The 18,605-nt window shown below is 63.9% G+C and carries 18 protein-coding genes; 10 read left to right on the top strand and 8 right to left on the bottom strand.

Going from position 1 to position 18,605, the window contains the following annotated elements:
• The first annotated feature begins 228 nt into the window (after positions 1–228).
• The 7 genes from lptF to CRO48_RS11010 all read left to right on the top strand — a co-directional run bounded on the left by lptF (position 229) and on the right by CRO48_RS11010 (position 8,629).
• Positions 229–1,416 carry an LPS export ABC transporter permease LptF gene (gene lptF / locus CRO48_RS10980; RefSeq protein ID WP_097139106.1) on the top strand — a complete coding sequence of 396 codons (1,188 nt, stop codon included), beginning with the start codon at positions 229–231 and terminating at the stop codon, positions 1,414–1,416.
• Complete coding sequence (lptG, locus tag CRO48_RS10985; RefSeq protein WP_097139107.1) at positions 1,413–2,492, top strand: LPS export ABC transporter permease LptG; 1,080 nt, start codon at positions 1,413–1,415, stop codon at positions 2,490–2,492. Before lptF ends, lptG begins: the two co-directional genes overlap by 4 nt.
• A complete protein-coding gene (locus CRO48_RS10990; RefSeq protein ID WP_097139109.1) occupies positions 2,492–4,834 on the top strand; it encodes an LPS-assembly protein LptD in 2,343 nt (780 codons plus the stop codon). Before lptG ends, CRO48_RS10990 begins: the two co-directional genes overlap by 1 nt.
• Before the next feature lie 197 nt (positions 4,835–5,031).
• A complete protein-coding gene (locus CRO48_RS10995) occupies positions 5,032–5,979 on the top strand; it encodes a SurA N-terminal domain-containing protein (protein ID WP_097139111.1) in 948 nt (315 codons plus the stop codon).
• A gap of 59 nt (positions 5,980–6,038) precedes the next feature.
• Entirely contained in the window at positions 6,039–7,064 is a 1,026-nt protein-coding gene (gene pdxA, locus CRO48_RS11000; protein WP_097139113.1) for a 4-hydroxythreonine-4-phosphate dehydrogenase PdxA, read from the top strand.
• Entirely contained in the window at positions 7,064–7,894 is an 831-nt protein-coding gene (gene rsmA, locus CRO48_RS11005) for a 16S rRNA (adenine(1518)-N(6)/adenine(1519)-N(6))-dimethyltransferase RsmA (RefSeq protein WP_097139115.1), read from the top strand. Before pdxA ends, rsmA begins: the two co-directional genes overlap by 1 nt.
• Before the next feature lie 120 nt (positions 7,895–8,014).
• Positions 8,015–8,629, top strand: a complete 615-nt coding sequence (locus CRO48_RS11010; protein ID WP_097139117.1) for a methyltransferase family protein — start codon at positions 8,015–8,017, stop codon at positions 8,627–8,629.
• A gap of 18 nt (positions 8,630–8,647) precedes the next feature.
• On the opposite strand, the gene gmk is transcribed toward CRO48_RS11010, so the two are convergent.
• The 7 genes from gmk to fabD form a co-directional block, all read right to left on the bottom strand.
• Positions 8,648–9,313 (bottom strand): guanylate kinase, encoded by a 666-nt coding sequence (gene gmk / locus CRO48_RS11015; protein ID WP_097139119.1) that lies wholly within the window; start codon positions 9,311–9,313, stop codon positions 8,648–8,650.
• 3 nt (positions 9,314–9,316) lie between these two features.
• Positions 9,317–10,204 carry a YicC/YloC family endoribonuclease gene (locus tag CRO48_RS11020; RefSeq protein ID WP_097139121.1) on the bottom strand — a complete coding sequence of 296 codons (888 nt, stop codon included), beginning with the start codon at positions 10,202–10,204 and terminating at the stop codon, positions 9,317–9,319.
• A 203-nt stretch (positions 10,205–10,407) separates the two neighbouring features.
• Complete coding sequence (gene mltG, locus CRO48_RS11025) at positions 10,408–11,583, bottom strand: endolytic transglycosylase MltG (protein WP_407071919.1); 1,176 nt, start codon at positions 11,581–11,583, stop codon at positions 10,408–10,410.
• Positions 11,584–11,936: 353 nt separating this feature from the next.
• Positions 11,937–13,196 carry a beta-ketoacyl-ACP synthase II gene (gene fabF, locus CRO48_RS11030; RefSeq protein WP_097139125.1) on the bottom strand — a complete coding sequence of 420 codons (1,260 nt, stop codon included), beginning with the start codon at positions 13,194–13,196 and terminating at the stop codon, positions 11,937–11,939.
• A 104-nt stretch (positions 13,197–13,300) separates the two neighbouring features.
• Entirely contained in the window at positions 13,301–13,537 is a 237-nt protein-coding gene (locus CRO48_RS11035) for an acyl carrier protein (RefSeq protein WP_097139127.1), read from the bottom strand.
• 278 nt (positions 13,538–13,815) lie between these two features.
• A complete protein-coding gene (gene fabG, locus CRO48_RS11040) occupies positions 13,816–14,553 on the bottom strand; it encodes a 3-oxoacyl-[acyl-carrier-protein] reductase (protein ID WP_097139412.1) in 738 nt (245 codons plus the stop codon).
• Positions 14,554–14,590: 37 nt separating this feature from the next.
• A complete protein-coding gene (fabD, locus tag CRO48_RS11045) occupies positions 14,591–15,535 on the bottom strand; it encodes an ACP S-malonyltransferase (RefSeq protein WP_097139128.1) in 945 nt (314 codons plus the stop codon).
• Positions 15,536–15,842: 307 nt separating this feature from the next.
• Between fabD and CRO48_RS11050 the strand changes: the two genes are divergently transcribed.
• Positions 15,843–16,886 carry an aldo/keto reductase gene (locus tag CRO48_RS11050; protein ID WP_097139130.1) on the top strand — a complete coding sequence of 348 codons (1,044 nt, stop codon included), beginning with the start codon at positions 15,843–15,845 and terminating at the stop codon, positions 16,884–16,886.
• A gap of 85 nt (positions 16,887–16,971) precedes the next feature.
• On the opposite strand, the gene CRO48_RS31785 is transcribed toward CRO48_RS11050, so the two are convergent.
• On the bottom strand, positions 16,972–17,319 hold the full coding sequence (locus tag CRO48_RS31785; RefSeq protein WP_097139131.1) for a hypothetical protein: 348 nt from the start codon (positions 17,317–17,319) through the stop codon (positions 16,972–16,974).
• Between the two features lie 363 nt (positions 17,320–17,682).
• Between CRO48_RS31785 and rpsF the strand changes: the two genes are divergently transcribed.
• Positions 17,683–18,138 (top strand): 30S ribosomal protein S6, encoded by a 456-nt coding sequence (gene rpsF / locus CRO48_RS11060; protein ID WP_097139133.1) that lies wholly within the window; start codon positions 17,683–17,685, stop codon positions 18,136–18,138.
• 24 nt (positions 18,139–18,162) lie between these two features.
• The gene (rpsR, locus tag CRO48_RS11065; RefSeq protein ID WP_097139135.1) at positions 18,163–18,411 is read left to right on the top strand and encodes a 30S ribosomal protein S18; all 249 of its coding nucleotides are present in this window, start codon (positions 18,163–18,165) and stop codon (positions 18,409–18,411) included.
• The last annotated feature ends 194 nt before the right edge of the window (positions 18,412–18,605 follow it).

The raw sequence follows: 18,605 nt of genomic DNA on the forward strand, positions 1-18,605 counted from the left end.
GTCGGCAATTCCTTGTCGCTTTTGCGGCGCTTGGCAAGATGCTGCCCTCGGTTTAAAACCGGGCCAGTAGATTTGTTCGCGGCAAATTTCCGTGGCATAGCGCCGTTCCGGTCTGGTGTCGGCCGGATGATGACTTATATGGGCTCGAACGTTTTCGCATCGGTGGACCGATCGGCTGCGACCGGACGACTATAGACAACAGGAACGGGACTCCGGTTCGGAACAGACATGAAGCTGATTGAACGCTACATCCTGCGTCGCACGTTGCTGATGTTCTTCGGCACGCTGCTGCCGCTGCTCGGTATCGTCTGGACGACGCAGGCGCTGACGAACGTCAACCTGGTGACCGACAGCGGCCAGTCGATGCTGGCGTTTCTGAAACTCGCCACGCTCATCCTGCCTTCCGTCATCCCGATCATCCTCCCCTTCGCCTTCGTCATCGGCGTAGCGCAGACGCTGACGGCGATGAATGCCGATTCCGAGCTGACGGTTTTGAACGCGGCCGGCAGTTCGCGCATGATGATCATCCGTCCGATCATCTATCTGGGCGTTGGCCTCAGCGTCGTTTCCTTCGCCGTCGACAACTTCGTGGAGCCCTACTCGCGCACCGCGGTACGCCAGATGATCGCCACGGCGCATGCCGACATGCTCTCCTCGGTCATCCAGGAAAACGCCTTCCGCAAGGTGACGGACGGGCTCTATGTCCAGGTTTCCCGGCGCAAGGGCGGCGGCGTGCTGGAGGGCCTGTTCGTGGCCGACACCCGCGACCCGAAGGTGGAATACGTCTACTATGCCCGCGAAGGCGCCATCGACGAGAAGACCTCGGCGCTGGTGATGAACGACGGCGAGGTGCACCGCAAGCTTCCGAACGGCGACGTCTCGGTCATCAAGTTCGATTCCTACGCCTTCGACCTTGCCGACCTGACCGAGCGCGCCGGCGAAGCGACGATCCGCGCCAAGGACCGCGACCTGCCCTTCCTGCTCAATCCCGATCCGGCCGACGAGCAGGTGAAGCGCAATCCGGGTGCGTTCACCGCCGAACTGCACCGCCGCTTCACGGAATGGACGCTGCCGCTGATCTTCGGACTGGTCGCGCTGGTCGCCAGCGTCGACGCCCGGTCGCATCGCGAGGCGCGCGTCCACCCCATGGTCACCTCGCTGCTCGTGGCGCTCGCGATCCGCTGGGCGATGTTCTATGCCGCAAGCGCTTCGGAAACGTCGCTCTACGCCATCCCGTTCCTCTATCTGATCCCGCTCGGCGTGGCAGCGCTGGCGATACGCCAGCTTTCGCGCCACAAGAGCCTCGAATTGCCGGCCTCCATGCGGGCGCGACTGATAGATCTGCGCGACAGCCTCATGGCACGCCTGTCCGGCCGCTCCGGGGCCGCGTCCACGAGCCACGGACAACAGCAATGATCCCCACCCTCGGCCTCTATTTCTTCCGCCGCTACATGGTGACGACGATCTGGTTCATGATCGGCATCTTCGCACTCGTCTTCATCATCGATTTCAGCGAGACGTCCAGCCGCATGGGCGGGCTGCCGAAATACACAGCCCTCAGCGGATTGCTGATGACGGTGCTGCGCATTCCGATGATCCTGATGCAGACGATTCCCTTCGTCGCGCTCTTTGCCGGCATGGCCGCGCTGATCTCGCTGAACCGCCGCTACGAACTCGTGGTGACCCGTGCCGCCGGCGTATCGGTCTGGCAGTTCCTGCGGCCGTTCGCCATCGGCGCCTTCCTGTTCGGGGTCCTCGCGGTGACCGTCCTCAACCCGATCGCGGCCTGGGGTACCCGCCAGTCGCAGGTGCTGGAAGCCGAATGGGGCTCCAACCGCAAGTCTTCGAGCACGGGCATACCGTGGATCCGCCAGCGTCACGACGGCGACGATGCGATCATCGGGGCGAAGGCCGTCGAGGACGGCGGCACGCGCCTGCTGAACGTCAGCATCATCCATTTCGACAAGGACGGTCACATCAGTTTTCGGCAGGATGCCGAATCGGCAATCCTCAAAGATGGTTACTGGGAGCTTAACAAGGTGCTGGAGACGCGCAGCGGCGAGTTGCCCAAGCGTTCTCCTTCGGCACAACTGGAAACCAATCTGAGACAGGAGTTCGTCCAGGAAAGTCTCGAAAAACCTGATTCCATTTCGTTTTTTGCACTACCGCGGAAGATCGAGGCGGCAAAGTCGTTCGGTTTCGCCACCGAACCGCTCGAAACGCAGTTCCATTCGATGCTGTCGCTGCCGCTTCTTCTGGTTGCAATGACGCTGATCGCCGCTAGCGTCTCGTTAAAATTTAGCAGGTTTAATCAATCACGTGCGGTGATTCTGGGTGGAATCCTCGCCGGCTTCATGCTTTATGTCGTCACCGTGCTTGTGAAAGCATTCGGAAGCAGTGGAATAGTCCCACCATTTGTTGCGGCCTGGCTGCCAGTTGTCGTAGCAATGTCGCTGGGTGCAACAATCCTTCTGCACCAGGAGGACGGCTAGTGGCGGCATGCAACCGCGAACGTAAGACTTGGATCGCGACCGCGCTGCTTGCCGGTGTCGCCTTGTGCGCGCTTGCGCCCATGGCCGCGCTGCCGGCCCGCGCCCAGTCGGCGACGGTCGATTCGCTCGCACCGAACATTCCGCCGGATGCGAAGCTCATTCTCGCAGCCAACGAACTCGTCTACAATCGCGATGCCGACACGGTGACTGCGCGCGGTGCAGTCCAGATCAACTATGGCGGTTACCAGCTTGTCGCCAGGCAGGTCGTCTACGACCAGGCGACCGGCCAGCTCAAGGCGACCGGCGACATCGAATTCATCGAGCCGACCGGGAACCGCGTCTACGCGCAGGAACTGAACCTCTCCGACGACTTCGCCAACGGCTTTGCCAATGCGCTGCGGATCGAGACGACCGACCTGACGAAGATCGCCGCGACCAGCGGCGAGCGCGTCAACGGCGAGGAAATGATCCTCAACAACGGCGTCTACACGGCCTGCACGCCGTGCGCGACGGACCCGACGCATCGCTCGCTCTGGCAAATCAAGGCTGAGCGCGTTGTCCAGAATGGCCGCACAAAGACCGTGCGTCTGGAGCATGCCCGCTTCGAGATGTTCGGCAAGCCGATCGCCTACTTCCCGATGCTCGAGGTTCCCGACCACACTGTGAAGCGCAAGACGGGCGTTCTGTTCCCGAAATTCAGCTATACGCAGAAGCTCGGTCTCGGCATCGGCGTGCCCTACTACATCGCCATCGCACCGGACATGGACGCGACGATCACGCCGAACGTCTATACGCGCCAGGGCTTCCTGATGGAGGGCGAGTTCCGCAAGCAGTTCCACAGCGGTCTTGTCACGTTGCGCGCGGCCGGCATCCAGCAGATGCGGCCGGAGGTCTTCACCGACGGAACGAGCGACCGCGAGGTCGACGGTCGCGCCATGATCGCATCGGTCGGCACGTTCCAGCTCAATCCGCGCTGGGCCTTCGGCTGGGAAGTGATGACCCAGACGGACAACAACTTCTCGCGCACCTATGACCTGTCGGGATACGACGACCGTATCATCCGCAACCAGGTCTACCTGAACGGCCTCGGCAAGCGGAATTTCCTCGACCTGCGCGCCTTCTATTTCGACGTTCAGGACGCCGATCCGGACGACGTGGCCGAACGCCAGCAGGCAATTCCACAGACGCTCGACTACGAATACATCGCACCGAATCCGGTGTTCGGCGGCCAGTTGGCCGCGACAGTTAACCTCACAAACGTCGAGCGCGACCGCCTCGACCGCTACTTTGAGGGCTCCTCCTGGCGCTTCCCCGGTCTTGAGGGCGGCACGTCGCGCCTGACTGCGGAAATGGAATGGAAGCGCCAGTATGTCATGCCCGGCGGGCTCGTCTTCACGCCGCTGCTGGCAGCGCGCGGCGACGCGCTGCGCCTCGACATGACCGATCCGGGCTCGCGCTACGACGGCAACTTCGACACAGCCGACAGCGCCACGCGCGGCATGCTGACGGCGGGTCTGGAGACACGCTATCCGATCCTGGTGACGACCAATGGCGGCAGCCACGTGTTCGAGCCGATGGCCCAGGTCTACGTCCGCCCCAACGAACAGTTGGCGGGCGGCCTGCCGAACGAAGATGCGCAAAGCTTCGTCTTCGACGCCACCAACCTGTTCGAGCGTGACAAGTTCTCCGGCTTCGACCGTATCGAAGGCGGCACGCGCGCCAATGTGGGCATCCGCTATACCGGTACGCTGGACAGCGGCTACACGATGCGCAGTGTCTTCGGCCAGTCCTACCAGCTTTCGGGCGAGAACTCGTTCGCCTCGCCGGACCTCGTCAACGCCGGCGCGAACTCGGGCCTGGAATACGACAGCTCCGACTATGTCGGCATGGCGGGACTGACGACCCCCGGCGGCTGGGCCCTCTCCTACAGCTCCCGCCTCGATCGCAAGGATCTGTCGCTGCGTCGTACCGATACGCGCGTCGGCTTCGAGAACTACCGCCTGCAGGCGGCGATGACCTACACCCGGATCGCCGCCCAGCCGATCTACGGCTTCCCGGAAGACAACGACGAAGTCCAGACCATCGCCGCTCTGAAGTTCCGCGACTACTGGTCGGTCTTCGGCTCGGTGACCTACGACATCAACAATAGCAATCTCGCGCGCAGCGGTGTCGGCCTGACCTATGACGACCGCGACACGATCTTCTCGATCGTCTACGAGAATACGCGCGATACCGGCTCGACAATCGCCAACGACTGGTCGATCGGCGCCCGCCTCAGCTTCAGAACTCTCGGCGACATCAATGTCGGCGATACGGAGCTCGACGGTTTCGACGACTACTGAGGCAGCCTTGCGCTCTGCGGGCTTGTCATCGTTTGGCCGCATGTATTATGCAAATGGCTGATTTGAGGGCGCAATTCGTTAGGGCTGCCGCCGAGAGGCGTTTTGCGTGCATCGGAAGATGCTGCAGACGCACCGGGGCAACGCCCGGTTCACCGCTTTAATCCCGATTTCCGGGTGATGCGGAAAGACGGAAAGGGATGGAAATGACCAGAAAGATGTCGTTGATGCGGGCGATCGCTCTTGGCACCGCCATTTTTGCCGGCTCCGTCGCGGCGGGAGTGCCGATCGTCTCCCCGGCCGTCGCCGCCACCGGCGTCGAGGCCGTCGTCAACGGTTCCGCCATCACATCGGGCGACGTGGCGCGGCGCATGGCTTTCCTCCGCCTGCAAAAGACCAAGGCCACCAAGGACATCGCGCGCGAACAACTGATCGACGAGACGCTGAAGCGGGCGGAAATCGCCAGGCTTCGCATGTCCGTCAGCACGTCCGACGTCGATGCCTCCTATGCGCGCTTCGCATCCGGCAACAAGCTGACCACCGAGCAGCTCGGCCAGATCCTCGATCGCGCCGGCGTCGGCGCCGACCACTTCAAGCAGTATATTGCCGTGCAGATGAGCTGGCCGCGTGTCGTCAACGCGCGATACGGCAACTCCGCGGGCGGCAAGACACTCGTGGAGCGCATGCAGGAGCGCGGCGGCGAGAAGCCGTCGACGACAGAATACTTCCTTCAGCAGGTCATCTTCGTGGTTCCAGCCTCGCGCCGCAACGCCATCATCGGCAAGCGGAAGGCGGAGGCCGAGGCCTCACGCTCCAAGTATCCCGGATGCGAGGACGCCAAGATCTTCGCTGCGACGATGCGCGACGTCTCCATTCGCGAGCTCGGCCGCGTGCTCGCGCCGCAACTGCCCGAGGACTGGAAGCCGCTGATCGAAGGCGCCCAAGGCAACACCACCGCCACCCGTGTCACCGAACGCGGGGTGGAATATCTCGGCATCTGCAAGAAGCGCGAGGTCAATGACGACATGGCCGCCGAAATGGTGTTCCGCGCCGAGGAGCTCGGCAAGGGCGGCGACAAGCCGGATGACGGCAACAGCAAGAAATACGTGGACGAGCTGCGCAGCAAGGCCCAGATCACGATGCGCTGACCGCAACCCGCCGCCGGCGCGCCGCGCCGGCTCTTCCCCCGCCATAGAAATGCCGTTCCATGACCGTTGCGACCGTCCCCCCGCTGGCCCTCACCATGGGCGACCCGTCCGGGATCGGACTGGACGTCACGCTCGACCTGTGGCTTGAGCGCGCCCGGCTGAGCCTGCCCGCCTTCCTCTTCATCGGCGACGGCGATGCGCTTCTTGCACGCGCAGCCGCGCGCGGGCTTAAGGTGGCGGTCGCCGCAGCGACGCCGGAGACGGCGCCCGCGGTCTTCAACGAGGCGATCCCCGTGCATGCCATCCCGCTCGTCGAGCCGGCCATCGCCGGAAAGCCGTCGTCCAGCAATGCCGGACCGATCATCGCTGCGATCGAGACGGCCGTCGCACTGACGATGTCAGGACGCACCTCGGCGGTGGTGACCAACCCCATCGCCAAGGCCGTCCTCTACGATTCGGGCTTCCCCTTCCCCGGCCACACCGAATACCTGGCCGATCTCGCCGCCAGGGCAACCGGCAAGCAGGCGCTGCCGGTCATGCTGCTGGCAGGGCCGAAACTCAGAAGCGTGCCGGTAACGATCCATATTCCGCTGAAGGACGTGCCTGCGGCGCTGAGCGAAGACCTCGTCTTCGAGACCGCCCTTGTCACGGCGACCGACCTGAAGCAGCGATTCGGAATTGCCGCCCCGAGGCTGGCCGTTGCCGGGCTCAATCCCCATGCCGGCGAGGGCGGTGCCCTTGGCCTCGAGGACGCAGCCATCGTCGCGCCCGCGATAGAGCGCCTCAAGAAACTGGGGATCGATGCCGTTGGGCCGCTCCCGGCCGACACGATGTTCCACGAAGCTGCGCGTGCGACCTACGACGTTGCGATATGCATGTATCACGACCAGGCGCTGATCCCCGCCAAGGCGCTGGGCTTTGACGATTCGGTCAATGCGACGCTCGGGCTGCCGTTCATCCGTACCTCGCCCGACCATGGCACGGCGTTTTCGCTGGCCGGCACCGGCAAGGCGAAGCCGGACAGCCTGCTTGCCGCACTTCGTCTTGCACACGAGCTGGCACAGCACGAGCGGAGCGGCGACTGATGGCGGCGATAGACGGGCTTCCGCCGCTGCGCGACGTCATCCAGCGCCACGGGCTCGATGCAAAGAAGTCGCTCGGGCAGAACTTCCTCCTCGACCTGAACCTGACGCAGAAGATCGCACGCACGGCCGGGCCGCTGGAAGACTGCACCGTGATCGAGGTCGGCCCTGGCCCCGGCGGCCTGACGCGCGCAATTCTCTCGCTTGGCGCCAAGCACGTCATCGCTATCGAGCGCGACGCGCGTGCCTTGCCGGCGCTGCAGGAAATTTCCGACCATTATCCCGGCCGGCTCACCGTCATCGAGGGCGATGCACTGAAGGTCGACTTCGCAGCACTGGTGCCCGACGGCCAACCAGTCCGCATTATCGCCAACCTGCCCTACAACGTCGGCACGCAGCTGCTGTTGAACTGGCTGCTGCCGAGGAAATGGCCGCCCTTCTACAAGTCGCTGACGCTGATGTTCCAGCGCGAGGTGGGCCTGCGCATCGTGGCCCGCGAAGACGACGACCACTATGGGAGGCTCGGCGTGCTCGCAGGCTGGCGTACCCATGCGCGCCTGGCGTTCGACGTTCCGCCGCAGGCATTCGTCCCGCCGCCGAAGGTCACCTCGTCGGTCGTCCAACTGGAGCCGATTGAAAATCCCCTCGACTGCGCCGCGTCCGCGCTGGAACGGGTGACGCAGGCAGCCTTCGGCCAGCGCCGCAAGATGCTGCGGCAAAGCCTGAAGCCGCTCGGCGGCGAAGTGCTGCTCGCAAAGGTCGGAATCGATCCGCAACGGCGGGCGGAGACGCTCTCTGTCGAAGAATTCGTGGCGATCGCAAACGCGCTCTGACCGCCGGTCGCAGCCAGCTGCAATCGCCGATACCGCCCCCCCTGCGATCGCCAAAACAGCCGAGCCATCAATTCGACATGTTCCGGTCGCGCCATTTCTGTTCTACCGAGGGGGCGGCCAATGCAACAGGCCTTTGTTGCCTTCGACCAGAAGAAGCGGATCGCGTCTTTGTGGCAGCTCTCCGCATCCTTTGTCGTGGCCATCGCCCTGATCAAGCCCTACTGGCAGGACGGACCGCTCCATGAGTTCATGGAGGTCACCGGCCTGATGCTGATCTTCCTTGCGATCCTCGGCCGGCTCTGGAGCATTCTCTACATAGGCGCCTACAAGAACCGGAAGCTCGTGAGCATCGGCCCCTATTCGATGACACGCAACCCGCTCTATCTGTTCTCGCTCGTGGGCATTCTGGGCGTGGGCCTGATCTCCGGTTCGCTGGTCCTGGCCATCGCCATGACCTTCGCCTTCTACCTGGTGTACAAGCACACGGCCTTGCGCGAAGCGGCCTATCTGGAGCATCGTTTCGGTGCGGCCTATCGCGACTATGCGAAGCAGACGCCGTTGTTCCTGCCGCGCCCGTCAGGCTACCGAACCGAGGCAGGGGTCCGGTTTTCGCAGAAAGCGCTGAGCAGCACGTTTCGCGACAGCCTGTTCCTGCTGGCGCTGTTTCCGCTCCTCGAAGGGATCGAATACCTGCGCCTTAGCGGCCATCTGCCGTTCGTTGCGACAATGTTCTGAATGGTTGGACGGCCGGCTTCAGAGGACCGGCTGTTCCGTCAGCAGCTTCGAGACGAAGTCGAACATGCCGTGGCGGCGGTCGCGGCGCAGGCGTTCCGCCTTGACGATGCTCTGCACCGCATCGAAGGCGGCCGTCAGATCGTCGTTGAGGATGACGTAGTCGTATTCATGCCAGTGCTCGATCTCGGCCCGCGAATTGGCCAGCCGTGTCGCGATCACTTCCTCCGTGTCTTCCGCCCGCCTGTGCAGGCGCGACTGCAGCTCGGTCATCGACGGCGGCAGGATGAAGATCGAGACGACATCGGCGGCCATCTTTTCCTGCAGCTGCTGTGCTCCCTGCCAGTCGATGTCGAACAGCATGTCGCGGCCGGCAGCCATCGCCTCCTCCACCGGCTTTCGCGGCGTGCCGTAGAAATTGCCGTGCACCTCCGCCCATTCCAGCAAGGCATCGGAATCGCGCAGCATGTCGAATTCGGCGCGGTCGATGAAGTGGTAGTGGCGGCCGGCGATCTCGCTCGGGCGGCGCTGGCGCGTCGTGACGCTGATCGAAAGGCTGATGCCCGAATCGGCTTCCAGCAGATTGCGTGCGATCGTGGACTTGCCGGCGCCAGACGGCGAGGAAATCACCAGCATCAGCCCGCGCCGGGCGATCTGGATCGGTTGGTTCTGCTGCGGCGCGGCCATGGTCTACTCCAAATTCTGTATCTGCTCGCGGAACTGGTCGATGACGACTTTCAGTTCTATCCCCGCGGCGGTCACAGCCGCCGCGTTGGACTTCGAGCATATGGTATTCGCTTCCCGGTTAAATTCCTGTGCAAGAAAGTCCAGCTTGCGCCCCACGGGCTGATCGGCCGTGAGCAATTGCTCGGCCGCCCGCACATGGGCATCGAGACGGTCGATCTCTTCGCGCAGGTCGGCCTTGGTGGCGAGCAGCACGGCCTCCTGGTAGAGGCGGTCGCGGTCAAGCCCGCCATTGCCCTGCATGAGCATTTGCACCTGCCCTGCCAGCCTCTCGGCAATCGCATCGACGCTGCGGCTGCGGTCTGCCTCGATCGCCGCAGCCAGACCGGCGATCTTGCCGACATGGCCGCCAAGGACCTGCCGCAACGCATGCCCCTCGCCCAGCCGCATCGACAAGAGCCGCTCGATCGCAGCGTCGAGGCCGATGGAGATATCCTGATCGCGGCTTTCGCGTTCGGCCTCGCTTTCCTCGGCCTCGCGGAAATCGACGACGCCGCGGACGCCGAGCAACGTGTCCAGCCGCAACGGCGCCGAATCGACAATGCCCGACAGCTGTTCGCGCAGGGCCAGAATGGCTGAGAGTGCCGCCTGGTTGATCACCGGCTGCACCTGCGCTTCGGCCACGGAGACCGAAAGCCCGATCTGCATGTTGCCGCGGGTAAAGGCCGCCGCCGCCTTCTGCCGCACCATCGGCTCGAATTGCTCGAAGCCCTGCGGGAGGCGGATTCGCAGGTCGAGCCCCTTGCCGTTGACCGATCGCAGTTCCCACGCCCAGCGACAGCGTCCGCTCGTTCCCTCGCTGCGCGCAAACCCGGTCATGGACTGAAGTGGCATTTCGATCTCCGCTCGCGAAGGGGCTTCAGCGCCACGGAATCAGCGCCGGCACCGTTTTCCCTATATAGCCTGTTCCTGAAGGAAAAGCGTGGGCCTTGACCGCGACGGGCGCGGCCGAGGAACCGGCAGGGCGCCAGTCGCCCCGCCTCGGTCTTGTCAGACAGCCAGAGCTTCTGAGCGCCGACGGTATCGGGCGCGCCGGCTTACTGGGCGCCAGCCCCGTCAGGCGTGCCGGCCTGGCCGGCGTCCTGCGCAGCCTTGGCGGCTTCGGCAGCCTTCTCGGCTTCCAGCTTGCGCCAGCGGCGGACATTGGCGTTGTGCTCGTCGAGCGTTTCGGCAAAGACGTGACCACCCGTGCCGTCGGCAACGAAGTAGAGGTCAGACGTCCGCGAGGGATTGGCAACCGCCTCGAGCGCCGCGCGACCGGGATTTGCGATCGGCGTCGGCGGCAAGCCGCGGATCACATAAGTGTTGTAGGGGGTCTGCTTCTCGATATCCGACTGCAGGATCGGACGGTCGGCCGGTTTGCCGTCACCACCGAAGATGCCGTAGATGATCGTTGGATCGGACTGCAGGCGCATCTTCTTCTCGAGCCTGTTGATGAAGACGGATGCCACGCGCGGACGCTCGTCCGCCCTGCCCGTCTCCTTTTCCACGATCGAGGCGAGCGTCACCAGTTCCTCCGGCGAGGCGATCGGCAGGTCGTCGTCGCGCTTTTCCCAGATCTGCTGCACCAGCGCCTTCTGCGCCGCCAGCATCTGCTGGAGCACGTCGGCCCGCTTGGTGCCGCGGGAGAACTTGTAGGTGTCCGGCATCAGCGTGCCCTCTGGCGGCAGTTCGCTCGGCAGGTCACCTTCGAGAACCGGATCGTCGGTGAGACGCTGGAACACCTGTTTGACGGTCAGGCCTTCGGGGACGGACACGCTGTAGAGAATGGACTTGCCGGACTGCAGCAGCTCCAGGATGTCGTGCATCGACGCGCCGGCGCGAATTTCATACTCGCCGGCCTTGAGAACCGCGTCCTTCAGATAGATCCGGCTCATGCCGCGGAAGACGCGGCTGTCGGTGATGATGTCGTTGCGCTCGAGGCTGGAGGCGATCTCGTTGACGCCGGCGCCGTTGCGGACGATGAAGTTGGTGTTCGCCGCCAGCGGACCGGGCTTCTCGAAGCTGTCGAGCGCGTAGTAGAAGATCGCGCCGGCCGCGATCGTGACGAACACGACGACGGTCATCAGGAAATTCAGGAAGATTACAAGCTGGCTGCGGGCCTTGCGCGAGCGCCGCGGCGGACGCGGGACCGGCTCCGGCCGCAAGGCATCGTTTGCCGACTTGGGGATGATCGGGCCCTTGCTGGCGTTGTCGCCACGACCGAAAGACATGTCAGCGGTATCGTTGTTCTCGCTCACAGACACTCCTCGTAAGAACTGGCCGTCATGGTCTGCTTCCCCGCCTGCGCGCTGCCGCCCGCCATGAAACCGCGGGATAGGGGTGTGCGCACATCGTCATGGCCGACAGTGCGGCCCGACTGCGCCCCCATGCCCCAAGCGACGCACATATCACTAGGGCAGACCAATACGGCAAAAACTGGATCGGATCCCGCCCCCAGGCGAGATCCGTCGTCGTTCTCCGGCGCGCCGCTTGCGGCGCATTGGATTGTTTAACCGGGCCGCGTTCGACGCCATGGGGCGGACGCAAACCCGAACCGCCACAGGTGTGGCGGCACACTGACGGGTCAGCCGTAGCGGCGCAGGATCAGCGAGGCGTTGGTTCCGCCAAATCCGAACGAATTCGACAGCGCGACATTGATCTCGCGCTTGCGCGCCTTGTGCGGCACGAGGTCGATCGCCGTCTCGACGTCGGGATTGTCGAGGTTAAGCGTCGGCGGAGCGACGTTGTCGCGGATCGCCAGCGCCGAGAAGATCGCCTCGACGGCGCCCGCAGCGCCCAGAAGATGGCCGATCGCCGATTTGGTCGAGGACATCGAGACCTTGTCCGCATGCTTGCCGACCAGTCGCTCGACGGCGGCCAGTTCGATCGTGTCGGCCATGGTCGAGGTGCCGTGCGCGTTGACGTAGTCGATATCGTCCGGCGTCAGTCCCGCCCGCTTCAACGCCATCTGCATGCAGCGATAGGCACCGTCGCCGTCCTCGGACGGGGCGGTGATGTGGAAGGCGTCGCCCGAAAGACCGTAGCCGACCACTTCGGCATAGATCTTCGCGCCGCGCGCTAGGGCGTGCTCAAGCTCTTCCAGCACGACGATGCCGGCGCCCTCGCCCATGACAAAACCGTCACGATCACGGTCATAGGGGCGAGAGGCCTTCGTAGGCTCGTCGTTGTACTGGGTCGAAAGCGCCTTGCAGGCGGCGAAACCGGCAAGGCCCATGCGCGAGATCGGCGATTCGGTTCCGCCGGCGACCATAACGTCGGCATCGCCAAGCGCGATCAGGCGGCTTGCGTCACCGATCGCATGCGCTCCGGTCGAACAGGCCGTCACCACGGAATGGTTGGGCCCGCGCAGCTTGTGGCGGATGGAAACCTGGCCGGAGGCAAGATTGATCAGGCGGCCGGGAATGAAGAAGGGCGATACGCGGCGCGGGCCCTTGTCGCGCAGGATAAGGCCCGCCTCGACGATGCCTTCGAGGCCGCCGATGCCCGAGCCGATCAGCACGCCCGTCGAGGTCTGCTCCTCGTCGGTCTTCGGATGCCAGCCGGCATCGTCCAGCGCCATTTCGGCCGCCGCCATCGCGTAAATGATGAAGGGATCGACCTTGCGCTGTTCCTTCGGCTCCATCCACCGGTCGGCATTGTAGGTGCCTTCGGTGCCGTCGCCCGTGGGAATATAGCATGCGATCCTGGCGGGGAGGTCGTCGAATTCGAACCCACTCACCTGGCGAGCGCCGCTCTGGCCAGCAAGAAGCCTGGACCAGGTCAATTCGGTACCACAGCCCAAAGGCGATACCACGCCGGTACCTGTGATAACGACACGTCTCATCGTCGGTGATCCACCCTATATTCTCTTGGACCGAGGCGGAGCGCACAGGCGCCGTCCGCAAGCGGGGTCTCGACGGGCCGCGAGGGCCCGTCGGAAATGCGCGATCAGGCCTGGGCCTTTTCGATGAACTTGACGGCGTCGCCGACCGTCAGGATCGAGTCAGCGGCATCGTCGGGGATCTCGACGCCGAATTCTTCTTCGAAGGCCATGACCAGTTCGACGGTGTCGAGCGAGTCCGCGCCGAGATCATCGATGAAGCTCGCGCCTTCGCTGACCTTGTCGGCGTCAACGCCCAGATGATCGATCACAATTTTCTTCACGCGTTCTGCGATATCGCTCATGTCGGATTCCTCGACCTTTGTTTTGTTCGATGCCGTTCACGGCACCGGGGCACTCAACCAAGCCCGGCACGCGAAGGTTCCGGGCAATTCTTTCTCAACCGTAGATGCCCCCGGGCGCCATCAAAGAGCGCCGCACAAAGCTTATATTCCCCGGTCGACTGCTGGCAGTCATGGCCCGATTAACACGGTTTAAGTCTGCCGCAAAGTCCGAAAATCGCCCGGCAAGCCGCGGTCAACATGCTATTTTCACGCGACAAGCCGGCGTTTTGCAGACGGCTTCAGATCATTGCCATGCCACCGTTGACGTGCAAAGTCTGGCCGGTCATGTAGCCTGCCTCCGTGGAAGCCAGATAGACGACGGCGGATGCAACTTCCGCGCCGGTGCCCATCCGCTTCATCGGGATCGCTCCCATGATCGTTTCTTTCTGCTTGTCATTGAGCTTGCCGGTCATGGCAGACTCGATGAAACCCGGGGCAACGCAGTTTACGGTGACGTTGCGGGTGGCGATTTCCTGGGCGAGCGACTTGGAAAAGCCGATCATGCCAGCCTTGGAGGCGCAGTAGTTCGCCTGCCCCGGATTGCCGGTGACGCCGACGATCGAGGTAATGTTGATGATGCGGCCGAAGCGACGGCGCATCATCGGATGGGTCAGTTCGCGCGTCAGGCGGAACACCGACGTCAGGTTCACCTCGAGCACCGCATCCCAGTCGTCGTCGCTCATGCGCACGAACAGGCCGTCCTTGGTGATGCCGGCGTTGTTGACGAGGATATCGACGCCACCGAGTTCAGCCTCTGCCTTTTCGCCGAGCGCCTTCACTTCGGCGCGGTCCGCAAGGTTCGCCGGGAAAATATGCACGCGCTCGCCCAGTTCGCTGGCAAGCGTCTCGAGCTTCTCGACGCGCGTGCCATGCAGGCCAACGATCGCGCCCTGCGCATGCAGCGCCCTGGCGATTTCCTCGCCGATACCACCGGATGCGCCGGTTACGAGTGCCTTGCGGCCGGAAAGATCAAACATGGTCCTGTCCCCGTTCATTGGGTCCTGTTTCGTGGTCTCAGCCGCAGAGTTCCTGCAGCAGGTTTTCGATGTCGGTCGCGGTATTGACGGCGTAGCCGGTCACGGACTTGTCGATGCGACGGGCAAGACCGGTCAACACCTTGCCAGAACCGATCTCGTAGAGCGAGGTCACATCGTTGCCGGCGAACCACTCGACGGTCTCGCGCCAGCGCACCTGTCCCGTCACCTGCTGCACAAGCAGGCCGGCAATTTCGGCCGGGTCGGTGACAGGCTGGACGGAAACGTTGGCGACGACAGGAACGACCGGCTCGCGGATCGTGACGGCCGCAAGCGCCTCACGCATCGCTTCGGCGGCCGGGGCCATGAGCGCCGAATGGAAGGGGGCAGACACCGGCAGCATGACGGCACGCTTTGCGCCCTTTTCGGTTGCCATGCGTGCTGCGCGCTCGACGGCGGGCTTGGCGCCGGAGATGACGAGCTGACCGCCGCCGTTGTCGTTGGCGATCTGGCAGGAGCCGTGGACCAGCGCCTCATCGCAGATCGCCTGCACATCCTGATGCTCGAGGCCGATGATCGCAGCCATCGCGCCCTCCCCTACGGGAACGGCGGCCTGCATCGCGTTGCCGCGGATCCGCAAGAGCCGTGCCGTATCAGAGATGGTGAACGCGCCGGCGGCACAGAGGGCGGAATATTCGCCAAGCGAATGGCCGGCGACATAGGAGACCTTGTCGCGAAGGATGAGGCCGCGCGCCTCCAGCACCCGGATCATGGCCATCGAAACGGCCATCAGCGCCGGCTGGGCATTCGCCGTCAGCGTCAGCTCGGCCTCCGGGCCGTCGAACATGACAGCGGACAGGTTCTCGCCGAGGGCATCATCGACTTCGGCAAAGACTGCGGCCGCTTCGGGAAAGGCATCCGCGAGTTCCCTGCCCATTCCGACAGCCTGGCTGCCCTGGCCGGGGAAGGTGAAAGCAATGGTCATGGGGCTCTCCCGTCGTTGTTTTGCCCCCTCCATTCACGGAATGTGGCACCGAGTCAAGATTTGCGCGCCGGCGGCGAACTGTCCCGATACCGCCATACACGGTAGAATCGCACGCGCGATCCATGCCTTCGCGTTCGGGCTACCCAGCATCGGCATCGGCGAACACCTTCACCGGCGCGACTTGAAATTGACGAGCGAGTGGTTAAGTTCCGCGCGGTGCGAACTCCACCGCCGGCTGCGATCACCGCCCGGCCCTACGCGCCACTCCCGCAATTCCGGCGCAGCGCCGCAAGGAAGATAATCCGCCATGAAGTACAACATGCTCGGCCGGACCGATATCAAGGTCTCCGAAATCTGTCTCGGCACGATGACCTGGGGTTCCCAGAACAACGAAGCCGAAGCACATCAGCAGCTCGACTACGCGCTCGACAAGGGTGTCAACTTCATCGACACCGCCGAACTGTACCCGACGACCCCGCTCTCGGCCGAGACCTACGGCGACACGGAGCGCTTCATCGGGAGCTGGCTTTCAGCGCGCGGCAATCGCGACAAGATCGTCCTCGCCTCCAAGGTGGCGGGCCCGGGACGCGCCTACATCCGCGGTGGCCAGCCGATGACGCGCGCCGGCATCCTCGAAGCCATCGACGGCAGCCTGAAACGGCTTCGCACCGATTATCTCGATCTCTACCAGCTTCACTGGCCTAACCGCGGTCATTACCATTTCCGCCAGGCGTGGACGTACAATCCCTCCAGCCAGGATCGTGCGCGAACGGCGGACGAACTCATCGAAGTGCTCGAAACGACCGGCGAACTCGTCAAGGCCGGCAAGATCCGCGCCATCGGCCTGTCAAACGAGACGGCTTGGGGCACCATGCAGTTCCTCAAGCTTTCCGAAAGCCGCGGCCTGCCCCGCATCGCCTCGATCCAGAACGAGTACAACCTGCTCTACCGCACGTTCGATCTCGACCTCGCCGAGGTGTCCCACCACGAAAACGTCGGGCTTCTGGCCTATTCGGCGCTGGCGGCCGGCCTGCTGACCGGCAAGTATCTGGGCGGCGTCCGCCCCGAGGGCTCGCGGATCACCAAGAACGGCGACCTTGGCGGCCGCTACCAGCCGCTGCAGGAGCCGGCGGTCGCAGCCTATGTCGCGCTCGCACGCGAACACGGCCTGGACCCGGCCCAACTGGCGCTGGCCTTCTGCCTCACGCGCCCGTTCATGACGTCCGTGATCATCGGGGCGACCAGCATGGAACAGTTGGCGACGGATATCGCAGCGGCGGATCTTTCGCTGTCGGAAGACATCATGAAGGCGTTGCAGAATCTTCATCGCCGCTACCCGGCGCCGATCTGAACCGGTCGGAACAGCAGCCATCGACACGAAAAACCCGCCATCGCTGGCGGGTTTTTTGCTGTCGGATTGCGGCTTGCAGCCCTTGTTACTGTCCGTTGCCGCCGGTCGTCGGCGCAGCGTCCGGCTGAACCGGCTGCGGCGCGGGCTGCGTACCGGTTGCCTGACCGTCGGTCGGCGGGGTGACCGGAGCCGGCTCCTGCGTCGTGATCGACGAGGTGTTTGCGTTCGGATCCACACCATCGCCTGTACCGCTGCCGGTAAAGTAGAATACTCCGCCTGCGACGAGCACGGCGACGATCGCCGCTACGGCCCAGCCGGCTGCGCCGCTGCCGCCGCTGCGGGCATCCACGATTGTGCTGCGGTCCTCCAGGGGACGGTCCTCCAGCGGACGGTCTTCGCGGATCGGACGGTTCTGCTGCATCGGATCTTGCATGTTTCCTCGCTCCATCTGGTTGCGTCGAGAAAAAGAACGCAGCTTTTGCCATCTGGTTCCCCATTTTTTGCCGTGGATCTCCGCATGAACGGTGGGTGTCGCTGCACAGCCCTTGCCTTCTGCGGAAAAATCCGTATAAGCGCGCTGTTCAAAACACCCGGTCGCATCGGCTGGTGGCTGGACGGAGGGCCGCTTCCGGCGACGGGAGCGACAGGAACACAAGCGTTCCGGCCTCCCGTGTCTCCGCTCTCGACCGTATAGATCAAACGCTTTTCTTGCCCGGCCCTCTGGCCTCTAAGATCAGTCGTTGAGGCTTGGCGCCGGTTTCCGGGTGTGGATCAAACGCAAGAAAGGCAAAGCCACATGGCTCTCTACGAACATGTATTCCTGGCCCGCCAGGACGTGTCCGCCCAGCAGGTCGACGCGCTCGTCGAACAGTACAAGGGCGTGATCGAAGCGCACGGCGGCAAGGTCGGCCGGGTCGAGAACTGGGGCCTGAAGTCCCTGACATACCGCATCAAGAAAAACCGCAAGGCACACTATGCCCTGATGGACATCGACGCCCCGGCTGCCGCCATCCAGGAGATGGAGCGCCAGATGCGCATCAACGAAGACGTTCTTCGTTACATGACCATCGCCGTCGAAGCCCACGAAGAAGGCCCGTCCGCGATGATGCAGAAGCGCGACCGCGACGACCGTCCGCGTCGTGACGGCGACGACCGTGGCCCGCGCCGCGACTTCGGCGACCGTGGCCCGCGTCGCGATTTCGGCGACCGTCCGCCCCGCGGCGACCGCCCCCCGCGCGAAGACCGTGCGTAATCGAAGCTGAAGGAGACAACGACAATGGCTGATATTTCTTCCGCTCCGGCACGCCGTCCGTTCCACCGCCGCCGCAAGACCTGCCCCTTCTCGGGCGCAAACGCGCCGAAGATCGACTACAAGGACGTTCGCCTCCTGTCGCGCTACATTTCCGAGCGTGGCAAGATCGTTCCGTCCCGCATCACGGCCGTTTCCCAGAAGAAGCAGCGCGAACTCGCCAAGGCGATCAAGCGCGCCCGCTTCCTCGGCCTGCTGCCCTACGTCGTAGCCTGATACTGGCGGACCCCGCGCGCCGGCTTCGGCCGGTGCGCGGTCACTATGGCACGACATCCGGGACGGCGTACGCGCCTTCCCCTCCCTTCCGCGTTGGGCGCGGATCGGAACGCCACCGGCCCGGCGCGTCCCAACCCTCGCGCTTGAGCCAAAATCCCATGTTGGGGAGCCGTTTCTGAGGCTTTAGCTCAGGA

This window comes from Rhizobium subbaraonis (assembly GCF_900220975.1).
GTDB lineage: Bacteria > Pseudomonadota > Alphaproteobacteria > Rhizobiales > Rhizobiaceae > Mycoplana > Mycoplana subbaraonis.

Bases quoted from the DNA above. Each gene is read 5' to 3' on its own strand.
- lptF (WP_097139106.1), top strand. From the start codon at position 229: ATGAAGCTGATTGAACGCTACATCCTGCGTCGCACGTTGCTGATGTTC.
- lptG (WP_097139107.1), top strand. From the start codon at position 1,413: ATGATCCCCACCCTCGGCCTCTATTTCTTCCGCCGCTACATGGTGACG.
- CRO48_RS10995 (WP_097139111.1), top strand. From the start codon at position 5,032: ATGGAAATGACCAGAAAGATGTCGTTGATGCGGGCGATCGCTCTTGGC.
- pdxA (WP_097139113.1), top strand. From the start codon at position 6,039: ATGACCGTTGCGACCGTCCCCCCGCTGGCCCTCACCATGGGCGACCCG.
- rsmA (WP_097139115.1), top strand. From the start codon at position 7,064: ATGGCGGCGATAGACGGGCTTCCGCCGCTGCGCGACGTCATCCAGCGC.
- CRO48_RS11010 (WP_097139117.1), top strand. From the start codon at position 8,015: ATGCAACAGGCCTTTGTTGCCTTCGACCAGAAGAAGCGGATCGCGTCT.
- gmk (WP_097139119.1), bottom strand. From the start codon at position 9,313: ATGGCCGCGCCGCAGCAGAACCAACCGATCCAGATCGCCCGGCGCGGG.
- CRO48_RS11020 (WP_097139121.1), bottom strand. From the start codon at position 10,204: ATGCCACTTCAGTCCATGACCGGGTTTGCGCGCAGCGAGGGAACGAGC.
- mltG (WP_407071919.1), bottom strand. From the start codon at position 11,583: ATGTCTTTCGGTCGTGGCGACAACGCCAGCAAGGGCCCGATCATCCCC.
- fabF (WP_097139125.1), bottom strand. From the start codon at position 13,196: ATGAGACGTGTCGTTATCACAGGTACCGGCGTGGTATCGCCTTTGGGC.
- CRO48_RS11035 (WP_097139127.1), bottom strand. From the start codon at position 13,537: ATGAGCGATATCGCAGAACGCGTGAAGAAAATTGTGATCGATCATCTG.
- fabG (WP_097139412.1), bottom strand. From the start codon at position 14,553: ATGTTTGATCTTTCCGGCCGCAAGGCACTCGTAACCGGCGCATCCGGT.
- fabD (WP_097139128.1), bottom strand. From the start codon at position 15,535: ATGACCATTGCTTTCACCTTCCCCGGCCAGGGCAGCCAGGCTGTCGGA.
- CRO48_RS11050 (WP_097139130.1), top strand. From the start codon at position 15,843: ATGAAGTACAACATGCTCGGCCGGACCGATATCAAGGTCTCCGAAATC.
- CRO48_RS31785 (WP_097139131.1), bottom strand. From the start codon at position 17,319: ATGCAAGATCCGATGCAGCAGAACCGTCCGATCCGCGAAGACCGTCCG.
- rpsF (WP_097139133.1), top strand. From the start codon at position 17,683: ATGGCTCTCTACGAACATGTATTCCTGGCCCGCCAGGACGTGTCCGCC.
- rpsR (WP_097139135.1), top strand. From the start codon at position 18,163: ATGGCTGATATTTCTTCCGCTCCGGCACGCCGTCCGTTCCACCGCCGC.